The sequence below is a fragment of the Actinoplanes sp. NPDC051343 genome (assembly GCF_044455125.1).
GTDB lineage: Bacteria > Actinomycetota > Actinomycetes > Mycobacteriales > Micromonosporaceae > Actinoplanes.
In genome coordinates this window covers 1-21952 of record NZ_JBITEL010000014.1, presented here as the reverse complement: position 1 = coordinate 21952, position 21952 = coordinate 1, and the positions used below count along the sequence as shown (strand labels likewise).

20 protein-coding genes and 1 pseudogene are annotated in these 21952 nt (G+C 68.5%); 9 read left to right on the top strand and 12 right to left on the bottom strand.

Annotated features, from left to right (window positions below; all coding sequences use genetic code 11):
- Nucleotides 1-284 precede the first annotated feature (284 nt).
- Entirely contained in the window at nucleotides 285-1142 is an 858-nt protein-coding gene (locus ACIA5C_RS37070; RefSeq protein WP_396063567.1) for an alpha/beta fold hydrolase, read from the bottom strand.
- Nucleotides 1143-1214: 72 nt separating this feature from the next.
- Between ACIA5C_RS37070 and ACIA5C_RS37065 the strand changes: the two genes are divergently transcribed.
- Entirely contained in the window at nucleotides 1215-1736 is a 522-nt protein-coding gene (locus ACIA5C_RS37065; RefSeq protein ID WP_396063565.1) for a MarR family winged helix-turn-helix transcriptional regulator, read from the top strand.
- Nucleotides 1737-2054: 318 nt separating this feature from the next.
- Here ACIA5C_RS37065 and ACIA5C_RS37060 read toward each other — a convergent pair whose 3' ends face one another.
- Nucleotides 2055-2813 carry a TetR/AcrR family transcriptional regulator gene (locus tag ACIA5C_RS37060; protein ID WP_396063563.1) on the bottom strand — a complete coding sequence of 253 codons (759 nt, stop codon included), beginning with the start codon at nucleotides 2811-2813 and terminating at the stop codon, nucleotides 2055-2057.
- 191 nt (nucleotides 2814-3004) lie between these two features.
- On the opposite strand from ACIA5C_RS37060, the gene ACIA5C_RS37055 reads away from it, so the two are divergent.
- The 5 genes from ACIA5C_RS37055 (at nucleotide 3005) to ACIA5C_RS37035 (ending at nucleotide 9012) form a co-directional block, all read left to right on the top strand.
- On the top strand, nucleotides 3005-4576 hold the full coding sequence (locus tag ACIA5C_RS37055; RefSeq protein WP_396063561.1) for a carboxylesterase/lipase family protein: 1572 nt from the start codon (nucleotides 3005-3007) through the stop codon (nucleotides 4574-4576).
- A 209-nt stretch (nucleotides 4577-4785) separates the two neighbouring features.
- A complete protein-coding gene (locus ACIA5C_RS37050) occupies nucleotides 4786-5496 on the top strand; it encodes a sulfotransferase family protein (protein ID WP_396063559.1) in 711 nt (236 codons plus the stop codon).
- 537 nt (nucleotides 5497-6033) lie between these two features.
- A complete protein-coding gene (locus ACIA5C_RS37045; protein ID WP_396063557.1) occupies nucleotides 6034-7785 on the top strand; it encodes an RNase A-like domain-containing protein in 1752 nt (583 codons plus the stop codon).
- A 2-nt stretch (nucleotides 7786-7787) separates the two neighbouring features.
- Nucleotides 7788-8189 (top strand): contact-dependent growth inhibition system immunity protein, encoded by a 402-nt coding sequence (locus ACIA5C_RS37040; protein WP_396063555.1) that lies wholly within the window; start codon nucleotides 7788-7790, stop codon nucleotides 8187-8189.
- 175 nt (nucleotides 8190-8364) lie between these two features.
- A complete protein-coding gene (locus tag ACIA5C_RS37035; RefSeq protein WP_396063553.1) occupies nucleotides 8365-9012 on the top strand; it encodes a sigma-70 family RNA polymerase sigma factor in 648 nt (215 codons plus the stop codon).
- On the opposite strand, the gene ACIA5C_RS37030 is transcribed toward ACIA5C_RS37035, so the two are convergent.
- Complete coding sequence (locus ACIA5C_RS37030; protein WP_396063551.1) at nucleotides 8934-10256, bottom strand: hypothetical protein; 1323 nt, start codon at nucleotides 10254-10256, stop codon at nucleotides 8934-8936. The two genes, ACIA5C_RS37035 and ACIA5C_RS37030, sit on opposite strands and share 79 nt — an antisense overlap.
- A gap of 414 nt (nucleotides 10257-10670) precedes the next feature.
- Here ACIA5C_RS37030 and ACIA5C_RS37025 point away from each other — a divergent pair, with 414 nt between their 5' ends.
- A complete protein-coding gene (locus tag ACIA5C_RS37025) occupies nucleotides 10671-10964 on the top strand; it encodes a WXG100 family type VII secretion target (RefSeq protein WP_396063549.1) in 294 nt (97 codons plus the stop codon).
- A gap of 34 nt (nucleotides 10965-10998) precedes the next feature.
- Nucleotides 10999-15381 (top strand): FtsK/SpoIIIE domain-containing protein, encoded by a 4383-nt coding sequence (locus ACIA5C_RS37020; RefSeq protein ID WP_396063547.1) that lies wholly within the window; start codon nucleotides 10999-11001, stop codon nucleotides 15379-15381.
- Between the two features lie 45 nt (nucleotides 15382-15426).
- Here the strand turns inward: ACIA5C_RS37020 and ACIA5C_RS37015 are convergent, their stop codons facing one another.
- Complete coding sequence (locus tag ACIA5C_RS37015) at nucleotides 15427-16050, bottom strand: hypothetical protein (RefSeq protein ID WP_396063545.1); 624 nt, start codon at nucleotides 16048-16050, stop codon at nucleotides 15427-15429.
- Nucleotides 16051-16061: 11 nt separating this feature from the next.
- The gene (locus tag ACIA5C_RS37010; protein ID WP_396063543.1) at nucleotides 16062-16346 is read right to left on the bottom strand and encodes a hypothetical protein; all 285 of its coding nucleotides are present in this window, start codon (nucleotides 16344-16346) and stop codon (nucleotides 16062-16064) included.
- A gap of 109 nt (nucleotides 16347-16455) precedes the next feature.
- On the opposite strand from ACIA5C_RS37010, the gene ACIA5C_RS37005 reads away from it, so the two are divergent.
- Nucleotides 16456-17082: a hypothetical protein gene (locus tag ACIA5C_RS37005; protein ID WP_396063542.1), complete on the top strand. Its 627-nt coding sequence runs from the start codon at nucleotides 16456-16458 to the stop codon at nucleotides 17080-17082.
- A gap of 68 nt (nucleotides 17083-17150) precedes the next feature.
- Here ACIA5C_RS37005 and ACIA5C_RS37000 read toward each other — a convergent pair whose 3' ends face one another.
- From ACIA5C_RS37000 to ACIA5C_RS36970, 7 genes and pseudogenes are all read right to left on the bottom strand, one after another.
- Nucleotides 17151-17480 carry a hypothetical protein gene (locus ACIA5C_RS37000; RefSeq protein WP_396063540.1) on the bottom strand — a complete coding sequence of 110 codons (330 nt, stop codon included), beginning with the start codon at nucleotides 17478-17480 and terminating at the stop codon, nucleotides 17151-17153.
- A 13-nt stretch (nucleotides 17481-17493) separates the two neighbouring features.
- Nucleotides 17494-17733 (bottom strand): hypothetical protein, encoded by a 240-nt coding sequence (locus tag ACIA5C_RS36995; RefSeq protein WP_396063538.1) that lies wholly within the window; start codon nucleotides 17731-17733, stop codon nucleotides 17494-17496.
- Between the two features lie 46 nt (nucleotides 17734-17779).
- Nucleotides 17780-18196, bottom strand: a pseudogene (locus ACIA5C_RS36990) (response regulator transcription factor); the annotation flags it as partial.
- On the bottom strand, nucleotides 18193-18456 hold the full coding sequence (locus ACIA5C_RS36985; RefSeq protein WP_396063536.1) for a sensor histidine kinase: 264 nt from the start codon (nucleotides 18454-18456) through the stop codon (nucleotides 18193-18195). The pseudogene ACIA5C_RS36990 and the gene ACIA5C_RS36985, both read right to left, overlap by 4 nt.
- A 432-nt stretch (nucleotides 18457-18888) precedes the next feature.
- The gene (locus ACIA5C_RS36980; protein ID WP_396063534.1) at nucleotides 18889-20274 is read right to left on the bottom strand and encodes a sensor histidine kinase; all 1386 of its coding nucleotides are present in this window, start codon (nucleotides 20272-20274) and stop codon (nucleotides 18889-18891) included.
- Entirely contained in the window at nucleotides 20271-20942 is a 672-nt protein-coding gene (locus ACIA5C_RS36975; protein WP_396063532.1) for a response regulator transcription factor, read from the bottom strand. Before ACIA5C_RS36975 ends, ACIA5C_RS36980 begins: the two co-directional genes overlap by 4 nt.
- Nucleotides 20943-20956: 14 nt before the next feature.
- Entirely contained in the window at nucleotides 20957-21655 is a 699-nt protein-coding gene (locus ACIA5C_RS36970) for a hypothetical protein (RefSeq protein ID WP_396063530.1), read from the bottom strand.
- Nucleotides 21656-21952 lie beyond the last annotated feature (297 nt).

The following is a 21952-nucleotide window of genomic DNA, read 5'->3' as shown; positions in this document are numbered from 1 at the left end:
GATCCTGCCCTCACTCGACGCCAGCACCCGGTCGACGCGCGCTGGGACGCGGGCCAACACGTCTGGCGCCGTTGCGCGGGCCCGAGGGCGCCGGTACGCGAATCGCCAGATCCGGATGCCTCAGGGCCGCTGAGTGCGTTGTCGCGTGTCTGCGGCGTTGGTTTGCCGGCAGGGTGTCGGGTTAGCGTGGTGCGGTGCGACCGCGCCGACTGCGCCAGCCGGCCGGACCATGATCCGTCGTCCGGCGACCCGGCGCGCTCGGGTCACCCTGGAGCCGCAGGCGATCAATGCAGGAATGCGAGCAATTCCCCGTTGAGGACGTCGGGTTCAGCTGTGGGCATCGACTGGTGTGCCACCGCCGGCTGGACGGTGATCGTGACGTCGGTCAGCAGCCGTCGCGCGTTCGCTTCGACGCGTGCGAGGTTGTGTGCCCGGCTGCGCTCGGCCATGACCAGGAGCGTGGGTACCCGCAACGCCTGCAACCGCTGCGGATCGGGATGGTGAGGTGCGACGAAGCGGACCCGGCCTGGCCGGGCGTTGGACAGTCCGGCAAGCCTGGACCACTGCGGGTCCGGAGCAATGGCGCCATGCGTCTCCCAGTCCACGAACCGTTGCCAGCGCGCCGGACTCGGCCTCAGCAGCAGCGGTACCGCGCGCAGACGGTAGTCCAGCCGTAGGCCGGCGAAGCAGTCGGTGGGGTCGAGCAGCGCCAGGCGGCGTACCCGCTGCGGCGCGTGCATCGCGTAGTTCAACGACAACCAGGCGCCGTATGAGTGCCCGCACAGCGAGACGCTCTCCAGGCCCAACTCGGAAAGCACGCCGTCGAGCCAGTCCATGAGGTCGGATACGTCGGTGATCGGCCGGTTACCGGCAACGCTGCGCCCCGGCTGTCCGATCGGATCGACGGCATAGATGCGGTACTCGCGGCCGAGGTCTCCCACGTTCGCGAACCACACCGTCGACGTTGCGCCGAACTGGCACAGCAGAACCAGGGCTGGCCCGTCTGCCCGCCCGCACATCTGTACACGGGTCATGCCGTACGCCGAACGGACATCCACGGACTCCACTGGTATCGGCCATCGCGCCAACAGCGTGTCGTACGCCTGGAAGAACTTCCGCTGGGCGGCCGATGTCGGAGACATGCGATCACCTCGTCATCAATTGTCTCGGTGACCAAAATACTTGGCCGCCTAACCATTGGCTAGACTGCCGGGGTGGACGACGACAATCCGGACAGACGCGGCGAAGACGACCGCGGGTTGCAGATGGTTCACTTGCTGCGCGCCGTCACCATGGAACTGGACCTGTTCGCGGCCGAGTTCGCCGAGACCAACCGCCTGCACCCCACCGACCTGCGCGCACTCATCCATCTCCTCGACGCCACCCGAGCGGGTACTAACGCCACGCCGGGCTGGCTCGCCGACCAGCTCAGGTTGAACTCGGCGACAATCACGGGCCTGCTCGATCGGCTCGAGCGCACGGGCCACGTCCAGCGGATCCGCGACGCTCAGGACCGCCGGCGGGTACACGTAGTCGTGCAGGAACGCGCGATAAATCTCGGCTGGTCCTTCTTCGGTCCGCTCATCGACCGCATCATCGCCACGATGCGTGGATACGACGAGGCCGAGTTGGAGACCGTCCGACGGTTCCTACGCGGCATCGCCGACGCGGTCGTCGCGCAGCGCAGCACCCGTACCGACTCAGTGACGCCCGGGCCATACCCCGACACGCAATGAACGAGCCCGGGCCACGCCACCTCGCGAACCCCGTACGCGACCCCATCGGAGGCGATGAAGGGTTGACGTCTGCATCGTGTCGATACGCAAACTTCGGACTCTCATCCTCGGCGCGGACGCACGCAATTCGGTAGGTCCGGATGCCCCGACGGTATCGTCGCGTCGACGAAGTCCAGGAGAAGTCGAGTCCTGCTGCCCTCCCAGGCTCCGGCCGGTGCTTCGCTGCCGGCGGGGTCGACTGGGGCTCGTCAAGGGTTGTCCAAACGCGTGGCCGTACCAGCGGTCGGCGGGCCGAGTTCCTGCTTGTTGAGCCGGAGTTCAGCGGGCTTGCGTTCGTCGAGCGACCAGGACCTCGATTCCGTCCAGGATCCGGGTCAGGCCGAAGTCCACGTCGTCGTCGCCGATGGCATCGTCGTATTCGTTGTGCATCATCATGGACGCCAGAATGGGATATCCGTGCTCGTGCAGGAGCGGTTGAAGGAACCGTGTCACGGCGGCCGATTGAACCGGCGCCGCGCTGCTGTTGCGCACGTCGCGGCGGGCAATGGCGATGCGCCGCGCGTAGCCGTCAAGCAGCAGCGCACACCGTAGCGATTCGGCAGAGCTCAGCCCGGCGCCGGTGAGCGCTCCCAACAGCACTTCCGTCCAGCGCAGCAGGTTCGGGGTTGCGGGCGCCCCGCGGATGGGCAGGTCGGGCAGCCATGTGTGAGTGTCGCATCGCTCGATCATTGCCCTGGTCCACCTGGCGGCCGCGGCTCGCCACTGGTCCGTGCCGGTTTCCAAGTCCGGCGCCGGGCCCCATGCGGTCTCGGCGACGAGCACCAGCAGTTCGTCCCGCGAGCTGACGTACCGGTAGATCGCGTTGGCGGTGAGCCCCACCCGCCTGGCGATGTTCGGCATGGACAGGGCCGCGAAGCCTTCCGCGTCGGCCAGCCCGACAGCTGCTTCGACGATTCCCTCAACGCTCTGCGAGGGCTTCCGGCCGAGTCGCCCTGGCTTGGGGGTCAGCCCCCACGCCTGGGCGAGGCCAGGTGGCAGCCGCTCATCCTCATTTGTCGGCATCGGGCTCATCTCCATGTCTTCTCTACGGGGCCTTGACTTTGTGGGTGCCTCACACTTTATATTAGTGTGGACCCCACACTAATAGTTCGAGGATGTGAACGTCGGTGAACCTCATAGGTCAGGATCTCTCACCAGGGCATCGCAGGTCGCAGGTCACCATGCGGCCGGGCTTACGGGCCCTGCTGACCGCTCTGCTCTGCGGCGCCATGATCAGCGGCGCAGCCGGATGCTCGCAGGCAGCACATCACGGCGAGGGTGGCCAAGGCCGTCCCGCCACCGTCGTCAGGACGGACGCCGGCGTGGTCGAAGGCCGCCTCGGCACGGACACCCGGATGTTCCAGGGGATCCCTTACGCCGCCCCGCCGGTCGGGCGGCTGCGCTGGGCGTCGCCCCAGCCGGCTGCGCCCTGGTCAGACGTACGGACCGCGACCGAACCCGGGAACCGGTGTGCACAGGCAGCAGGGCTCATCGACCAGCAGAGCAGTAGTGAGGACTGCCTCTATCTGAACGTCACCACGCCTCTGCGCAGCAGCGGCCGCAACCTACCGGTGATGGTGTGGATTCACGGCAACGGCTTCATCAACGGCGCCGGGAGCCTTTACGACGCACAGCGCCTCGCCGGCATGGGCAAGGTTATCGTGGTCAGCTTCAACTACCGGCTCGGTGTCTTCGGATTCCTCGACCATCCCGCGCTCGACCACGGTCTGTCCAAGCACCTGTCGGGCAACTTCGGCCTGGAGGACCAGCAGGCCGCGTTGCGGTGGGTGAGGCGCAACGCGGCGGCATTCGGCGGCGACCTGGCGAACGTCACGCTCTTCGGCGAGTCGGCCGGCGGTACCAGCGTCTGCGCGCATCTCGTGGCGCCGGGGTCAGCAGGCCTCTTCCAAAAGGCGATCCTGCAAAGCGCCCAGTGCACAGGACGCAAATGGTCACCGGGTCCGCCGACCTGGTTCCCGCTGCCGCGCGCGGAGCGTGAGCGGCACGGGCTTGACGTCGCGGCCAAGGTCGGCTGCTCCGACCTCCGGACAGCAGCGGCCTGTCTACGCGCCGAACCCGTGGCGGAACTCGTCAAGTGGTCTGACTACGGACTCGGGTCCGGACCAACGGTCGGCGCCGGCATACTGCCCATGACCCCGGAACAGGCGTTCGCCACCGGTCGCTTCAACCGGGTCCCCATCATCCAGGGAACCACTCGAGACGAACATCGCCTGTTCACCGCGGCCATCGAAGCCGTGACCGGCCAGACCACGACCGACGCAGGCTACCGGCAGCAGATCCGGACGCTCTTCACCTCCACCGACGCGGCCCGCGTCCTCGCCCGCTACCCCGCCGACCGTTTCCAGTCCCCTGGTGAGGCGCTGTCCGCCGTCATCAGCGATTGGGCCTGGGGGTGCACGGCCCTCGACCGGGATCGGACCCTGGACCGGCAAGTGCCGACCTACGCCTACGAGTTCGACGACGACCAAGCCCCCTGGTTCAGCACCCTCAAGAAACCCAATTTCCCAACCGGGGCGTTCCACGGGAGCGAGCTGCAGTATCTCTTCGCCGACGAGCAGCTCCCCGGTCCGGCCACACCCGCTCAGCACCAACTGGCGGACACGATGGTGCGCTACTGGGCCCAGTTCGCCTACATGGGCGACCCGAACGGCGACGGCGCGGCGCCCTGGCCCCGATTTGGAACAGGCGAGCACGTCCAGTCGCTGCAACCGGGGAAGACGGAACCGGCCGATCTCGCCCAGGAACACCGGTGTGACTTCTGGAAGACCATCGCCAGCTGACGGCTGCCACGGCGCCTGTCCCCGCTCGGCAAGCCGCTCAACAAAAGCGATCAGTCACACCCCGTCGACCCGGGCATCCGAGGCACCAACCCCGAACAACTTGATCTCAGGGATCACCTGAGTGATCTAGCACTCAAGATACTAACGAGATCGATGTGTTGCCATATTGTGGCGCGCGCAGGGAATGGCTCTCCGCACGAGAGGTTGCAATGGGCATCGATATTATCGGCGCAGGACTCGGCCGTACCGGGACTTTATCTTTGCGCGCCGCATTTGAGGCACTTGGGTTCGGTCCGTGTCACCACATGGTCGAAGTGGTTACAAAACCTCGGCAGATGCCACTCTGGCAGGAGGCGTTCGCCAGTGACCCGGTGGACGTCCGCAAGGTGTTCGAGGGATATCGGACGACGGTGGACTTCCCTGGCTGTGTCTACTGGCGCGAGCAGATGGAGGCGTGGCCTGAGGCCAAAGTCGTGCTGACCGTTCGGGACCCGCACAGCTGGTACCAAAGCGCCAAGCGCACCATTTTCGCCCTTCCCGAACCCCCGCCGCAGTCAGGGGAGCCGGATCCGGACGCCATCGCGTTCGGCCGTTTCACGTTCGAGGAGTTGCTGCCCCGCATCTTCGACGTCGGCGGCGACCGACCATTGAACGAGATGGACGAGGATGAGGCCGTCGAGGTCTTCAACCGGCACATCGCCGAGGTGAAAGCCACCGTGTCAGCTGAAAAGTTGTTGATATTCGAGGTGAGCGAGGGCTGGCAGCCGCTCTGCGACTTCCTCGGCGTGCCGGTTCCTGATGAGGAATTCCCCCACGTCAACGAATCGGCCGACTTCGGTGAGCTCTCGAACATATGGCTCGCGGAACGTCAGCGGGCATTGGCCGCGGAGCGGGTTGGGTCGGCCCGGGACAAGGCGTAGACGTTCCACTGACGGCAGCCTGGCGCATTCTTGGTTCGGCCTGACCGGTGGCGTTTTCGCGCCGAGGACCGACTGGTTGCGGTTTCGTCCGCGTTCCCCGCCGTCGTGCGACCTGTGCTGAGCGGCAGTGCGATATGCCAGCGTGTACGGTCTGCATCCTGTCTGGCTGCGTTCGGAAGGACGTTGCCAGGCGGGTGCTCCGTTACCTGATGAGTCCCCAGCTGGGGATCTCGGTCACCGGTCCGGTATGGCTCTTGCCCCCTGTCGTACGCATGATCCGGGGGTGTTGTCGCCGGGCCGGGTGGCGTCGACGGACAGCTGATAAAGACCCGGCCGCCCGCGTGTCGGGTAGGTCTCTTCGTAACGTGGGTGCCGGCAGTTCGACGCCAGACCCCTTGACCGGACCTGTCGGTGTCGTGGATGTGATCGTTCGACAGCGGGAGCCTCGCGCCCGGCATCCGCGTTGATGATCTGAACCTTTCGGCGACTCCGTCCCGTGTTACTCGCGTCTACGGCCGACCCGGCGAGAGGTGAAGCATGGCGCGAAAGCACGCGACGTCCGCGGACTTCGAGTTGGTCGGCATGAGCTCAGACCCGGTGCCCGGTGATCCCGATCAGATCCAAGGTGTGGTGCAGCGCTACGGCGACATCGGGGACGCGGCTGAGAAAGCGCTCAATGTCCTGAGGAAGGACGGCTCGATCTCGACCGGCCGTGGTGCGGCGATGGACGCCCTGCGGAAGAAGGTCGGCGACGACCTGCCGGACAAGCTGTCCAAGACCGCCCGGTCCTATCAAGACGCTGCCGACGCCTACCGGGCGTACATCCCGCAGTTGAGCCAGGCGCAGGAGACCTTCGACGAGGCGGTCGAACAGGCGCAGGGGGTAGCCGCTCAGGCGTCTCAGACGGTTCCCGCGTTGGCGGCAGATGCAACTGATGACGACAAGGCGGCCGCGACCAAGCAGCAGAACGACATCGACAACGCGAACAGCCGGCTCTCGGCAGCCAAAGGGCTGGCCGAGCAGGCCAAGAGTATGCGGGATGCAGCCGCGCGGACCTGTGCCGAGGCGCTCGATCACGCGGCCGGCGAGGCGATCCCGGAACGCAACATCTTCCAGAAGATCGCCGACTTCTTCGCCGACTTCCCGTTCGTGCAGATCCTCCTCGGCGCGCTCATCGCCATCGTCTCGGTGTTCTTCCCGGTCGTCGGCGCGATCCTCGGCGCCGCGCTGTTCGCGATCACTCAGATAGCTGCCATAACCAGCGGAAACTTCAAGTTGGGCGACTTCCTCGTCGGGCTGGTCGGGCTCATCCCGGGCGCCTCGGTGCTGAAGCTCGCCGGCGGGGCCTTCAAGGCCGGAGCCGGGGTCGTGGCAAAGATCGTGCCGAACCTCGCTAAGACGGCCAAGGGCAGTATCGCCGGAATCAAGGCATCGATCACCGCCAGCAAGACGATCGGGCCGCTCACCAACAGCGTCGGCGGGAAGTTCGCCGGGGCGGTGGTCAAGAACTTCGGTGAGGGGGCGGCCGACGAGGCTGCCACCGAGGCACTCAACGGTGACGGGCTCGACGCGAGGCAGATCGCCGGCGCGGGTGCGGCCGGCATCCTGACCGGCGGTGGTGGAGGCAGGAAGAAGTCGGCATCGTCAACTGGGCCGGGCGGCATCCCCGTCAAGTCTGGACAGGGCGGCACCGGCTCCCGCAGCTTGCCCGGCGGAACTGGATCGGCCGCCGCACCACCTCCGTCCACGTCAAATCCCTCGCCACCGACCCCGGCCCCGGCGCTGCCCCCGCCGCCGGGAACTGTGCCGACTCATCTGGGAATCCCCCTGAATGCCAACGGGGGCATCGATCTCAATGCGCAAGAATTGCAGGGCGGGCATGCAATCGCCAGACATGTGGGGAAGACCCCAGCTGATCTGGACCAGCGCCTGACCGGAACGCCGGCGGCTCCGGGCGTTAAAGCGGTAAGGCCCATCCCGACCGCTTCAACGTTCAATGACCTCACGGTGGCCGAAAGGGCAACCTCTGATAATATTTCAGCCAATCAGGCGACGATTGCCACTTTCCTCGGCGCCCCCGGCGCGCCCGGCAGAGGGCCGGCAAGGATTACCATCCAAAATGCGATACCTCCGACCGATGGAATCACTCGATTGGGACCGAGAAATATAAACAATCCGACCCCCGGCACAATCAGCCAGATCGGCGTGTCCAAAGTAACGACCGTCCTGGAAAAGGATCCCACCGCCCCTGGCGGATTCAAAATCATCACTTCGTACCCGGAGCCGTAAACTTGTACACAAACATTGCGCACCTTGCTCAGTCCTACTTCCACCAGGATTTCCAGGAAGAGGCTGACGATCCTATTGAGATTGTGGAAAGGTTCCGCGACAGCGAGCCTGCCGAGGTGGCCGAGGCCCTGCGGGCCGAGATCGTCACGCTGATCGAGTCCGACGCCACCGAGGAGGACCTTTCTCGGATCTGGCTCGAAGACGCCGGCGCTTATTACGACCCCGCATATGACGAGATCACCATGCGGAAGTGGCTGCTCAACATCGTTGAAGTACTCGCACGGAAGGATGTTCCGGCGGACGGCGACCAGCCCCCGGGGCCGGCGGATGCCGGCGCCGATGGCACGGCGGGGTCGGCAGACCCGGGGCCAGGCATCCCGTTCAAAGGATCGACCGGAGCCTGATCTGCTTGTGGTGCCCGCCATCGGGTCGAGCGGCTACTGGGCCGCGGGGGCGTCGGCCGATTGAGCTCGGGTGCAGGCGTCGGCGACGTTGGGAACAGCCGAGTCGGTGCCTAGAGGCCCGCATCGGCTTGATCAATGTCACTGAGCGGCGATTCGCCTGCCGGTCGTCGTGATCATGGTTGAGATCCAGGTCACACTTTTCGGGCGAAATGAGACACTGTCGCGATTAGCCGTTCCCTCTGTCGTGATCCCTCCTATTGACGATGTCGCTGCTCGCCAGAAGCAGTTAGAGCTGCTGATATCGGCCCACTCCAAGGCTTTGCTCAGCTATACCCGCACCCTGCTCGACGACCACCACCTCGCCGAGGACATTGTGCAGGAGACGTTGGTCCGGGCCTGGCACCACATCGAAGCGCTCTACGCCAACGAGGGATCGGTCCGAGGGTGGTTACTTACCGTAGCGCGGAACCTGGCGATCGACTGGCGGCGCAGCGCGTCGGCCCGGCACGAGAGCATCGGGACGCAGGACCGGGACATGGCGCAGCCGGATCACGCCGACGCCGTCGTCGCCTATGACGAGGCAGTTCGGCTTCTTCGCGAGCTGTCGGCCGAGCACACCGCCGTCCTCCTGCATACCGCGCTGGGCGGCCGAACCGCGGCGGAGGCGGCGCGTGCGCTAGGCGTGCCGGTCGGCACGGTGAAGTCCCGTCAGCACTACGCGCTCGCCCAACTCCGCAGGAGGATTCACGCCGGAACGGTGAGGTCCACGCCGAGAACCGGGATGTCGACCGTGCCGGCCGCGTCCGCACGCCACCACCAGTGAGCGCCGCCGCCGACCTCACCGCAGACCAGGCCGGTCCAGCCACCACCGCGGCTGCCGCAGAACGCGAGCAGATCGGCGGCCTCCCTTTCGTCGAGGTTTCCGGTCGCGACGATCAGACCGCGTACGGAATGACGCGCGGCTGTGCCGCGTACCGGGCTCGCCTGCTCACCGCCCGGTTGGGGCATCGGCACCTGGGAAAGCACCTTCAGACCGGGCGGGACGGTGAGCGGCAACCCGGCCGCGGCGACCGGGAACAAGAAGACCGGCATATCGGGCCGCAGGCGGGAGACCTCGCTGAGCAGGTTCTGCACGATGTCGCGTGCCACCGTACGGTCGCCGGTCACGCTCAGCACGCCGTCGAGCCGGGTCAGGTCCACGAAGATCGGTTCGCCGGCCGGGTCGCTACCCGCGCGTACGAGGCAGGCGGTCGACTGCTCGGCCCGGGCCCGCGGCATCTGGGCCGGGGTCAGGCGATCGATCGAACCGTTGGTCGGGCGGCGCCACTGCGTGCTGTCGACCTGCTCCCACGGTTCGCGCAGCGCGTCCGAGGCGGACAGCCATACGCTGGCGCCGGTCCGGTCCAGCCGCACCGCGTGCACCGGGCCATCGTCGCTCTCGGCCGCGACCGCCGCCTCGCCGATCGTCTCGTACGCCCGTCGCACCGACTCGCCGTCGGCCGCGAACCGCTGGGCGAGCGCGCGCCGCTCGGCCAGGAGGCGGCGCCGCCGGCCCGCCTCGCCGAGCTTGGCGAGTACCCGGCCCAACGAGGCGGCCACCCGGCGGCGGCTCAGGATCCCGGCGGTTACGAACGCGAGCAGCACGGCGACGACGACCGCGATCGCGGCGGTCAGCGGGAACGCCACCACCGTGCCGGTCGTGGCCGGCGGCGCGGCGGCGCCCGTCTGGTGCTGGGTGCCGGACTCCTGCGCCTGCTTGACGTCCGGGCCCGCGGCGTCGTCGGGCAGCTTCAGCACCCAGCCGACGTGCAGAGGCTGGTTCGGGTCGGTCAGCGCGGCGCCGTCCGGCTGCGGCCTTCCCTTGTTGAGCGTGAAGATCTCCCCGGCTCGGCCGCTGTTCCCGAGGGTGTCCTGCGCGATCGTCTGCAGCGTCTGGCCCGGATCGGTCACGACGAACACCTTGACCAGGTCGCCCGGCGCGGCCTGCGCCGGTGCGGCAGCCATCAGTGCGACCCAGCAGGCCAGCATCGCGGCGACCGCGGCGCCCAACACTCTTCGCCTCTTCATATGCCCGCCTCGGTAGCTCGTCGGTGGTGCCTCGCTCGCCCAGTACACGGGGGCGGGGGCCGGAAGGGTTCGAAGAAATCTCTGAACCTTTTGCCGGGGAGGTTCCGTGTAGTGCGCATCGGCCGGGTGCGTGGCCGCCGACCGGTCCGGGAGAGGTAGGGATGGCGAGGCAGCACGCGAGCCAGGCCAACATCGGAGTCGTCGGTATGAGGTCAGACCCGACTTCCATGATCGGGATCAAACGGCCCGGCACCCGCCACCCCCGCCGGAGCCGACGCCGCCGCCATCCCCACCGGGGTCATGCCTCCGCCCCCAAGGGACCCAAGCGTCGGTGAAGAGCGGTGCGCGAACGCCGCGGAAAAGACCTCCCCTCGACCGAGGGGATGAACCGCAACACCACAAGGGAGCATCACCATGCCCGATTACAAGGTCAACTCCGATGAGACCGCCTCGACGTCGCAGGCCCTGCTCAACGACTTCTCGCAGCTGCAGGACAAGCTGACCGAGGTCAAGGGCAAGATTTCCAGCCTGCTCGCCAACGGCTACAGCACCCCGGCCGCGCAGCAGAAGTTCTCGCCGTTCTTCGACGAGTTCGCCAAGGGGTTCGACCAGGTCAATCAGGGTCTGCAGGGCATCGGCCAGTACGTCAAGAGCGTCGGCGACGCGTTCTCGCAGACCGACGACGAGCTCGGCTCGAACCTCAACTGATCCCTCCCGAAATCCCGAGCGAAGGTCGTCAACCGTGCGAATCAACCTCAGCGTCCGAGATCCTCAGGTGGAGGGAGACTCCACCACCGTCGTCGTCGACACCGAGCCGGAGGCGACGGCCGGCAGCCTCGCGACCGAACTGGCTCGCGCGGTCGGCCTCGGCGCCACCGAACCGCGGGTCTACCTGGGCTCGGAACCGGTGGATCCACAGGCGACGCTGGCCGCGGCCGGAATTCGGGACGGCGTCGACCTCGGGCTCGGCACACCACTGCCGGCCGAGCCCGAGGCCGAGGGGCGTACGGAGATCCGGGTGGTCTCCGGGCCCGGAGCCGGCACCATCTTTCGGCTGCTGCCCGGCGACTACGAGATCGGCAGCGCTGCGAGTTGCCGCGTGCGACTGGCCTCGGAGGACGGCACCACCCCGGCCAAAGCGGCCCGGGTGCGGGTGCGGCTCGACGGAACGGCCGAGCTGCTGGCCGCCGACCACGCGCTGCTCGACGGCAAGAAGGCGGACGCCGGCGCGAAGTGGCGCGAGGGCAACCTCGTCACGGTCGGCGACATCCTGCTCGAACTAACGTCGCGGCAGTCCAACCGGGCGCCGCTGACACCGGCCGCGGACGGGCTCGGACTCGAGTTCAACCGGCCGCCGCGGTTCCTGCCGCCAGCCTCCGGAGCGAAGTTCCGCCTGCCCAACCCGCCGATCAAGCCGTCCAAGCGGCCGATCCCGCTGCTGCCGATCCTGCTCCTGCCGATCGGCAGCGCGATCGTGACGATCATCGCCACCGGCAAGTGGACGTTCGTCTTCATCGCCCTGCTCTCCCCCATCGCCGCGCTGGTCAGCCAGTTCGGCGGACGCAAACAGGCGATGACCAAATACCGCGAGGACTTCAAGGCGTACGAGGAGAAGAAGGCGACCATCGAGGCCGACGTGCAGGCCGCCCTGGCCGACGAGCAGCACAACCTGCGCCTCTCCCTGCCCGACCCGGCCTCGCTGCTGCAGATGGCCATGCAGCCGTCCGAGCGGCTGTGGGAGCGGCGCTGGCAGGACCCCGACTTCCTGTCGGTCCGCATCGGCACCACCGACCTGCCGTCGTCGGTCAGCCTCGACGACCCGCAGCAGGAGGAGCACCGGCGGACCACGGTGCCCGCCCTGAACGAGGTGCCGGTCGCCCTGCCGATCCGCAGGGCCGGTGTCGTCGGGATCACCGGTCCCGAGGCCGACGACCTCGCGCGCTGGCTCGTCGCCCAGGCAGCGGCGCTGCACAGCCCGGCCGACCTCCGTACGGTCATCCTGGCCGGACCGGACGGCGAGCGCGGCTGGTCCTGGACCCGGTGGCTGCCGCACGCGCAGACGCAGAGTGAGGACGCGTACGCGCTGGTGGGCAGCACCGTCGACTCGCTGGCGCGGCGCGTCGGTGAGCTCGGCCAGCTGGTCACCGCCCGCCTGGCGGCCGGCCCGGAGCTGATCCGGGGCGGCGTCAACGGCTACCCGGACGTGCTCGTCGTGCTCGAGCAGGCTCGGCGGGCGCGCTCGCTGCCCGGTGTCATCGCGCTGTTGAGGGACGGCCCGTCGGTCGGCGTCTACGTGATCTGTCTCGACCACGAGGAGCGGCTTCTTCCCGAGGAGTGCGGAGCCGTCGTCGTGACCGAGGCCGGCCCGCGGAACATGTCGACGCTGCGATCCGGCGTCGGCACCCCGCTGGACCAGATCCGCACCGACTCGCCCGACGTCGGCTGGTACGAGCCGTTCGGCCGGGCCCTGGCCCCGCTGCGCGGAGTCGGGGACGGCGACGACAGCGTGCTGCCCGGATCCGTACGCTTGCTCGACCTCCTGAATGTCGAACCGCCCTCCGCGCAGGCCCTGGTCGCCGGGTGGTCGCTCGGCGGCCGCAGCACCACCGCCGTGCTGGGCGCCGGCTACGACGGCCCGTTCTCGATCGACCTGGTCCGCGACGGTCCGCACGGCCTGATCGCCGGCACCACCGGTTCCGGCAAGTCCGAGCTGCTGCAGACCCTGGTGGCGACGCTCGCCGTGGTCAACCGGCCGGACGAGATGACCTTCGTGCTGGTCGACTACAAGGGCGGGAGCGCCTTCGCCGAGGCCGCCGAACTGCCGCACACCGTCGGCCTGGTCACCGACCTCGACACCCACCTGGTCGAGCGGGCGCTGGTGTCGCTGGGCGCCGAGCTCAAGCGGCGCGAGACCATGCTCGCCGTCGCCGGGGCGAAGGACATCATCGACTACCTCGACAAACGGGCCCGCGGGGGAAACACGCTGGCGCCACTTCCCCGGCTGCTGCTCGTGATCGACGAGTTCGCGTCGATGGTGCGGGAACTGCCCGACTTCATCTCCGGCCTGGTCAACATCGCCCAGCGGGGACGCTCGCTCGGCATCCACCTGATCCTGGCCACCCAGCGGCCGGGCGGCGCGGTCACCCCGGACATCCGGGCCAACACCAACCTGCGGATCGCGCTGCGGACGACCGACACCAGCGAGAGCCGGGACATCATCGACGCGCCCGACGCGGGCGAGATCTCGTCGGCCAACCCCGGACGCGCGTACGCCCGGCTCGGCCCGTCGGTCCTGCTGCCGTTCCAGTCCGCCCGCGTCGGCGGCCGGCGCCCGGGCGGCGCCGGGCCGGAGAACACGCCGATCGCGGTCAAGGCGTCCACAGTGTCCTGGAAGGACCTCGGCGGGCCGCTGCCGGCCAAGACATCGTCCGGCCGCTCGGGACAGTCACCCACCCAGGCCGTGACCGACCTGGCCGTCCTCGTCAGCGCCGTCGCCGAGGCGGCCGAACTGGCCGGCGTGGCCAGGCAGCCCAGCCCCTGGCTGCCCGCGCTGCCCAACCTGCTGGTCTGGACCCGGCCACCGGACCCGCAGCCGGTCGAGGTCCGCGCCGCGGCGCTGCCTCCGGTCGAGTGGGGCCTGGTCGACCTGCCGGCCGAGCAGAGCCGGATGCCGCTGACGTTCGACCTCGACCGGTCCGGCCACCTGCACATCGTCGGATCGCCCCGCAGCGGACGGTCGCAGGCTTTGCGTACGCTGGCCGCCGCGCTCGCCACGGCACACGGTGCCGACGACGTCCACCTCTACGGCGTCGACTGCGGCAACGGCGCGCTCAACGCCCTCACCGCGCTGCCCCACACCGGCGCCGTGGTCGACAAGAACCAGGTCGAGCGACTGGGCCGGCTCCTCGACCGCCTCAACGCCGAACTGACGTCCCGGCAGGCGATCCTCGGCGCGAACGGAACGGCCGACCTGACCGAGCTTCGCCGCTCGCAGGCGCCCGAGCAGCGGCTGCCGCAGATCGTGCTGATGGTCGACCGGTTCGAGGTGTTCGACCGGGAGTTCGTCAACTACGACAACGGCAGCTTCATCGAACGGATGGTCCGTCTACTCCGCGACGGCGCCGGCGTCGGCGTCCACGTGGTCCTGGCCGGTGACAAGGTGCTGGGCAGCGGTCGCTACTCCGGCACCACCGAGGACAAGTTCGTGCTGCGCCTCAACGACAAGCAGGACTACTCGTCGGTCGGCATCCCGACCCGTTCGGCACCGACCGACATGGCGCCCGGCCGCGCGATGCGGACCAAGGACCTCAGCGAGGTGCAGATCGCGGTCCTCGACAACGACCTGTCCGGCACGGGTCAGGCCCAGGTGCTGCTCGCGCTCGGCGACGAACTGACCAAGCGAGAGGCCGCGGTTCCCGCGGTCCGACGGGCGCTGAGGCTCGACGTGCTGCCCGACCTCATCTCGTACGCCGACGCGATGGCGCTGCACGTCAACCGGGGCCCGATGCGCCCGCTGGTGGCAATCGGCGGCGACAGCCTCACCTCGCTCGGACCCGACCTGGCCGACGTGCCGACGTTCGTCATCGCCGGGCCACCGCGGACGGGCCGTAGCACGGCGTTGCTCGCGGCAGCGGAATCGCTGCTGGCCGAGGGCACGGGCGTGGTCGTGCTCGCCCCGCGCCGCTCACCGCTACGCGGGCTCGAGGGGCGTCCCGGTGTGGCCGCGGTGATCAACGATCCCGAGGTGACGGTGACCGACTTCCGTTCGGTGCTGGGCGACATCCCCGAGGACAACGCGGTGATCGTCATCGACGACGCGGAGTTGCTGATGGGTGCCGACATCGACAGCGACCTGGCCATGCTGGCGCGCGGCGCGCAGGGCAACGGCTGGGGCATCATCGCGGGTGGCAACGCCGAGTCGCTGGCGCTCAGCCTGGCCGGGTGGATGGGGCAGGTCAAACGCAACCGGACCGGCATGCTGCTCTCGCCGCAGGGCCTGAGCGACGGCGAGATCATCGGCGTGAAGCTGAGCCGGGGCTACGTGGGCCAGGCGCCGCAGCCTGGCCGCGGCCTGCTGCATCTGGGCGACGGGCGGCTGGTCTCGGTGCAGGTGCCGGCGGTTTAGTTTTGGACGAGGACGGCCCGTCGGTGCCGGCGGGCCGTCCTCGGCTCATGCCTTGATCGCCTGGCCGTCCTCGGTGACGAAGCGGAAGGTGCTGGTGATCGCGTCGAACAGGTCGTAGACATCGTTCTTCAGCGGCAGGTTGGGGCTGGCCAGCGTGACGACCAGGAAATCCTCGGAGCGGCCCGGCACCGGCATCATCGTGTGCATGACCAGCAACTTGACGTCGATGTCGGCGGTCAGGCGGGTGGTCTCGGTGCCGGTCACCCGGGCTACCGTGCCGACGTGCGGCACCTCGGCCGACGCGATGACCCGGTCCTTGGGGGCTGAGCCGTCCGACGAGGCGCCCAGCTGGGCCGAGAGCACCGGCAGGGTCAGTTCCTGACCCTTCGGCGTGGTCACGGCGAACACCATGCCGTACGCCATGAACAGGCCGTCGTCGTACATCGTCGCCGTTCCGGCGGCCAGCAACGCGCCCTGCTTGCGGGCGGCCCGGCTGATATCGCGCCCCTGGCGGAACATGTCGTTGATCTCCATCCGCTCGCGCGGGGAGGTGGTCGCGGCCAGCGCCTGTGCGCGTACCTGAGCCAGGTGCTCACCGGTGAGGTCGACCTGGTTCCACAGGCTGGGGATGTCGATGAGGAATCGGTTCGCGGACGCGGTCGTGGTCAAGGCGGTCACCCTTACGAATCGCTGAGGTTGCTGGCGGCGTCCTGATCGGTCTTGCTGAACGAGTCGAGGATGTTCTGGACGGCGTCCTTCACCCCGCCGACTTCCCTCTTCAGCTGCGTCCGCCCGTCGTTCCACTTCTTCTCGAAGTTGTTGGCCGACTTGAGCAACTGGCCCGGCCCGAACGCGGCGTCGAAGTCGAACTGGTTCCGATCGATGTCGATGAAGTTGTCGATGAAGTTCAGCATGTCCTCGGCCTGTTGCAGGTCATCGCCCGGTATGAAGACGTCTTCCGCCATCTCGCCCTCCTGTATCGCGCCGGCCTCCCAATGCGCTGAGGGACACACGGGGCCGGAGCAGCCAAAGGTTCACCTGAACCTTTTCGACCCCCTATCCCGTGTATGCACCATGACCCGTGCTTTGCGAGCCACCGCGGTGGCGTTGTGTGCGGCCGTGCTCGTCTCCGGTTGCGGTAAGACGATCACGATCGGTGACTCGAGTTCGAACAAGCAGGCGCCGCCCCCGGCCGCACCGGCGACGTCCGCGGCGACCTCGGCCCCGCCCGCCGACGGTCCGCTCCGGGTCGTCGACCAGACCGCGGCCGAGGACGGCAAGACCGGCAACGGCGGCACCGTGACCGGCGTCACGATCCAGGAAGAGCCGCCGAGGTGGGTGCAGGTCACGGCAGTGACGTCGAAGACGCTGAGCGCCCCGCACCTGGTCAACATCAACCAGGCGTCGCTGTACCGCTTCGACAAGGACCACAGCGGCTCCGACCCCAAGTCGAACTGCTACGACACGTGCGCCCAGACGTGGCCGCCGGTCACGGTCGCGAAGGGCGGCAAGGTCTACCTCTCGGGTGTGGAACCGAGCAAGGTCGGCGCGATCCAGCGTACGGACGGGACGATCCAGCTGACGGTCGGCAACCACCCGATCTACCGCTTCTCGAAGGACTCCAAGCCTGGCGACCTCAAGGGTCAGGGCGTGCAAGGCACCTGGTTCGCCGTGGGTCCCGACGGCTCAAAGGCCAAATAGGTCGGCAAGGCCGCCGCGCCTTCGGTGACGAACGCGGAGCCCGCCTCACCAGTGCGGCGAGCGCTGTGCTAGGAACCCACGGCATCGCGGTCGCCGAGCGGCCCTGGTAGGCCCCTGGACCCGAACATCGATCGCAGACCCAGGTAGAGGAACGGCACCAGCAGGAACAGGTCCGCCAGGTGCGCGATGGACGCCTCCCGGGTGATGCGGCTCAGCGGGAACACGACCGCACCCAGACTGATCATGATGCCGGCCGGAAGCGGCGCCGCCCGCATCTTCGCCATCACCAGGCCCAAGACGAACATGCTGATGGGAAACAGCGGCCCGCACGTCCAGTACACCGCGAATGCGGCGAACGGGTGCTCGCCGAGTCGTTCGATCGCGTCGGCGTGGGACACGGCGAACAGTCCCTCATGAATACTCTGTACTCCGTAAGCCACCCCCACCGACGGCGCCGAATACCGCCACCGGCAACCCGACAGCTACGTACTTCGGAGCGGTAGGCCGCAGCCGCTCGAACAACCCGATCAGCCCGATGAGCCAGCACGCAGTCGACAACACGATGATCGTGCCGGCGGTGATGCCTTGAGTGTCGTTCTGCCAGAAGAAGCCGGCGAGCAGATTCAGCGCCGGACCCAAGATGAGAAACATGAGCGGAACGCTACGAGCGGCGTACCCGCACCGGATCCGCCATAGGAGGGCCGCTGACTACCGCGGTCACGGCGGGCGCCAGCAGCGCGTCACCGGCCGCGACCACGCGTACCGCCCGGCGCAGCTCGTCCGGCTCCAGATCCTTGAGCAGGAACCCGCTGGCTCCTGCCTGCAGCGCCGCGAAGACGTACTCGTCCAACTCGAACGTGGTGAGCACGACAACGCGTACGTCAGGCAACCTCGCATCGGCGAGGATGCGCCGAGCGGCCGTCAAACCGTCCGTGCCGGGCATCCGGATGTCCATCAGCACGACATCCGGCCGATGCGCTCGGGTAAGGGCGATCGCCTCGTCCCCGTCGGTTGCCTCCGCGACAACCTCGATGTCCGGATCCCGCTCCAGCAGAACCCGTAAGCCCGCCCGCACAAGTCTCTGGTCGTCGGCCAACAGGACCCGAACCGTCATACCGGCAGCCACCCCCGCACCTCGAAGCCTCCGTCGTCGGCCGGCCCCGCCCGAAGCCACCCACCCAGCCCAGTGGCGCGCTCAGCCATGCCACGCAGTCCGTTGCCGGCCGCCGGAACGCCACCCCGCCCGTTGTCGCGCACGGTCACCGACAGTCCGTCCGGACGGTATCCGATACGCACCTCTATCCGGGCCGGGCCGGCGTGCCGCAACGCGTTCGTCACTGCTTCCTGGACGATGCGGTAAGCGGTGGTTTCCACGGCCCGCGGCAAGACGCGCGGCTCGCCGTCACAGATCACGACGGCACCGGTCGATGCGGCCAGGGCGGGCAGCCGATCGAGCGTGGGCGTCGACGGCTCCGGCCCAGCCGCCGGGGTGCCAGACCCGTCGACATACCACGAACGCCGTACCCGCCATGCGTTCGACCAGGACGGACTTGAAGCCGCGAATTGCTATGCGCTATCGCTGACGTACACGCCGGTCCGGTCCACCGGAGCGGGAATCGTGCGCGACTGTGGCAATCATCAGCGACGGCCCCGGCTTCCTTCTCGGCGTGGCCTCATGGGCGGCCGCTCGGCCGTATTGGTTCCGCAGCGAACGGGCTGCTCACGGGCGGAAGAGGGCGCTCGGGCGGGCCTTGGTCGACGACCTGGGCTCATTTCTTGCTCCGCGCCGTACCCGGCCGCCGGGGTCTAGGGGACGGGACCTAGTGGGAGGATTAGGCGCATTTCGGTGCCGGCGGGGGTCGGGTGGGCCAGGACTCGGCCGGCGTGGTTGTCGGCTATCTGGCGGACTATCGACAGGCCCAGGCCGGAGCCGGGTTTTGAGCGGGCGGCCGGAGAACGGTAGAAGCGGTCGAAGATGTGTGGGAGGTCGTCGGGGGGAATGCCGGCGCCCTCGTCGGCGACGCTTACTGCTACCTCTTGGTCGTCGGCGGTGACGGTGACGGTGACTACGCCGTCGGGTGGGCTCCACTTCACCGCGTTGTCTACCAGGTTGCCGATTGCTCGCTCGATCGCGTCGGGGTCGGCGTGTACGAAGCACTCGTCGAGGTGGGTCTCGAAGCGGGTGCGTGGTGCACGCTTGGCGGCCCGCTGGAGCACGGCGTCGGCAAGCAGGTCCAGGCGTACGTCCTCGCGGTGGGTCTCGGCCTGGCCGTAGCGGGCCAGGTCTACCAGGTCGTTGATCAAGGCGCGGAGTTCGCCGCTCTGCTCCCGGGCCGAGCCGAGCAGCGCCGGCGCCTGCGGGTCGGCCAGGCCGCCCTCCTCGGCGAGGAGTTCGAGGTTGGTGGTCAGGCTGGTCAGCGGGGTGCGCAGCTCGTGCGAGGCGTCGGCGACCAGCCGGCGTTGGGTCTGTACGGCGTCGTCGAGGGTGGCCATCATCGCGGCGAAGGACCGGGCCAGCCGGGCGATCTCGTCGCGGCCGTGCATGTCCACGCGCCCCTGGAGATCGAGCGCCAGGTCCTGGGTCGCGGTCACGTGCTCGACGGTCTCGGTCAGCGCCTGCACCGGCCGCAGCACCCGCCCGGCCAGCAGCCGGGCGCCGAGGGCCACGGCGAGCGTGCCGCCGAGTATCAGCGCGGCCAGGATGAGAGCCAGCCGTTCGAGCAGCACGATGGCGGCCGACTCGGGGCGGGCGACCCGGACCAGTCCGTCGGGCTGGAGCCAGGACGCGGTATACATCCGGTACGGTCGGCCCTGGTAGGTCATCGAGGAGAAGTACGGGCTCTGCCCGCCGTGGGCGACCTCCACATCTTCATTGGTCAGCGGACCGAGTCCGCTCGAGGGACCGAGCACGGTCGGCTGGGCCGTTTGCTTCACCTCGTCGAACGAGACGAACTGGAGCACCGTGTCACCGACGACCAGCACCCCGTCGGGTGAGGGCGTGCCCGTTTCGATGGCCTGCAGCTTGAGCTTCTTGGCGAAGTCCGGCGCGTTGGACGCGGTCGACACCAGCGAGTTGTCCAGTTGGTTGTGCAGGTCACGGTTGGCGGCCAGGTAGACCACGAGCGCCGCCGCGAACAGGGCGACGAACACGGCCAGGCCGCAGACCAGCGAGACCCGGGCGCGGAGGGTCACGGCTCCTCCCGCAGCACGTATCCGAGGCCGCGTACGGTCTGGATGAGCCGCGCCTCGCCGCCGGCCTCCAGTTTGGACCGCAGATAGCTGATGTAGACCCACAACGCGTTGGAGCCGGGACCGAAGTCGTAGCCCCAGACCGCCTCGAAGATCGCGGTGCGGCTGAGCACCCGGCGCGGGTTGCGCAGGAACAGTTCGAGCACCGCGTACTCGGTTCGGGTCAGCGACAGCACGCGCTCGCCGCGCCGGGCCCGGCATGCGGCCAGGTCGAGCTCCAGGTCGGCGAAGGCGAGCGTGTCGCGGGTCTGGCCGCCGCGCCGGAGCAGGGCGCGCAGCCGGGCCCGCAGCTCATCCAGGGCGAACGGCTTGACGAGGTAGTCGTCGGCCCCGGCATCGAGCCCGGCGACCCGGTCGGCGACCAGGTCGCGGGCCGTCAGCATGAGGATCGGCGTCTCGTCGCCGCGTTCGCGCAGGATGCGGCAGACCTCCAGGCCGTTCGGCTCGGGCATCAGGACGTCGAGCACGATCGCTTGAAGGCCGCCGGCCGCCGCATGCTCGAGCGCGGCACCCCCGTCGGCCGCCTCGGCCACGCCGTAGCCGTCGCGGCGCAGCGCGTGCATCAGCGCCCGCCGCACCGCTTCATCGTCGTCGACTATCAGAACGTGCACGACTTATTGTGACGTCACGCCTTACCCGACGGCGCGGGCGACGGCGATTTGCTCGGCGGAGTCTTTCCAGGCGGGGTCTTACCGGACGGCGGCTTCACCGGACCGGGCTGACCCACGATCTCCTTGAGGATCTTGAGTGCCTGAGCGTCGCCGATGTGCAGGTCCTTGGCGAACACCGCGACCACCCGCGGGTCGGTCGGGTCGGCGCCGAGCTTGCCGCTGGCAATCTTCATGTCGCGCAGCGCGTTGTCCAGAGCCGCCAGACTCACGTGCAGGCTCGCCGCAATCTTGCGCAGGAGGGCGTCCTGGTCGCTGCCCTTCTCCGGCTTGCCGGACCTGCCCGGTCCGGGCTGACCGACGATCTCCTTGACCACCGCCCGAGCCTTGGCGTCGCTGATGCCGAGATCCTTGGCGAACACGGCGACCACCCGCGGGTCGGTCGGATCGGCACCCAGCCGAAGGCTGGTCATTTTCATGTCGCGCAGCGCGTTCTCCAGCTTCGCCAGGCTCACGTGCAGGCTCGCCGCGATCTTGCGCAGGAGCCTGTCCTGGTCGCCCTTGTCCGGCCCGGGCTTCGCATTCGCCGCAACGGCCACCGAGCCCTTCCCGGCCGGCTGGGACCCGGTGGCGGCGGAGGCCGCGGACCCACCGGTCACGGCGACCACCGCGACGGTCGCCGCAGCGACGGTCGCCAACATCCTTCTGGTACGCATGGGACTCCCTCGTGTTGGGTTGTGGCGGGTTCTGCCCCGCCACACCTCAAGCTCAACAAGGCAGCCTTCATACTTCCGTCGGCGAACCTTAGGAACACCTCAGCATCTTCACGGCCAGTGCCGCGGATCGCTGGAACGACAACGGCAGCCGGTCAACCCGTGGCCCCGCCGGCCGGGCCGGCGAACAAGCCGCTGAGCAGATTGTTTCGCCCCGGGTTTGATGGAGACATCGAAACCTGGGAGAAGATTTAGCTATGCCGGCACCGAAGAAGTACCCCGACGAGCTGCGTGAGCGTG

Excerpts from the sequence above, each read along its gene's own strand:
- ACIA5C_RS37070 (WP_396063567.1), bottom strand. The coding sequence starts at position 1,142 with ATGTCTCCGACATCGGCCGCCCAGCGGAAGTTCTTCCAGGCGTACGAC.
- ACIA5C_RS37060 (WP_396063563.1), bottom strand. The coding sequence starts at position 2,813 with ATGGAGATGAGCCCGATGCCGACAAATGAGGATGAGCGGCTGCCACCT.
- ACIA5C_RS37055 (WP_396063561.1), top strand. The coding sequence starts at position 3,005 with ATGATCAGCGGCGCAGCCGGATGCTCGCAGGCAGCACATCACGGCGAG.
- ACIA5C_RS37050 (WP_396063559.1), top strand. The coding sequence starts at position 4,786 with ATGGGCATCGATATTATCGGCGCAGGACTCGGCCGTACCGGGACTTTA.
- ACIA5C_RS37045 (WP_396063557.1), top strand. The coding sequence starts at position 6,034 with ATGGCGCGAAAGCACGCGACGTCCGCGGACTTCGAGTTGGTCGGCATG.
- ACIA5C_RS37035 (WP_396063553.1), top strand. The coding sequence starts at position 8,365 with ATGGTTGAGATCCAGGTCACACTTTTCGGGCGAAATGAGACACTGTCG.
- ACIA5C_RS37030 (WP_396063551.1), bottom strand. The coding sequence starts at position 10,256 with ATGAAGAGGCGAAGAGTGTTGGGCGCCGCGGTCGCCGCGATGCTGGCC.
- ACIA5C_RS37025 (WP_396063549.1), top strand. The coding sequence starts at position 10,671 with ATGCCCGATTACAAGGTCAACTCCGATGAGACCGCCTCGACGTCGCAG.
- ACIA5C_RS37010 (WP_396063543.1), bottom strand. The coding sequence starts at position 16,346 with ATGGCGGAAGACGTCTTCATACCGGGCGATGACCTGCAACAGGCCGAG.
- ACIA5C_RS37005 (WP_396063542.1), top strand. The coding sequence starts at position 16,456 with ATGACCCGTGCTTTGCGAGCCACCGCGGTGGCGTTGTGTGCGGCCGTG.
- ACIA5C_RS36995 (WP_396063538.1), bottom strand. The coding sequence starts at position 17,733 with ATGTTTCTCATCTTGGGTCCGGCGCTGAATCTGCTCGCCGGCTTCTTC.
- ACIA5C_RS36970 (WP_396063530.1), bottom strand. The coding sequence starts at position 21,655 with ATGCGTACCAGAAGGATGTTGGCGACCGTCGCTGCGGCGACCGTCGCG.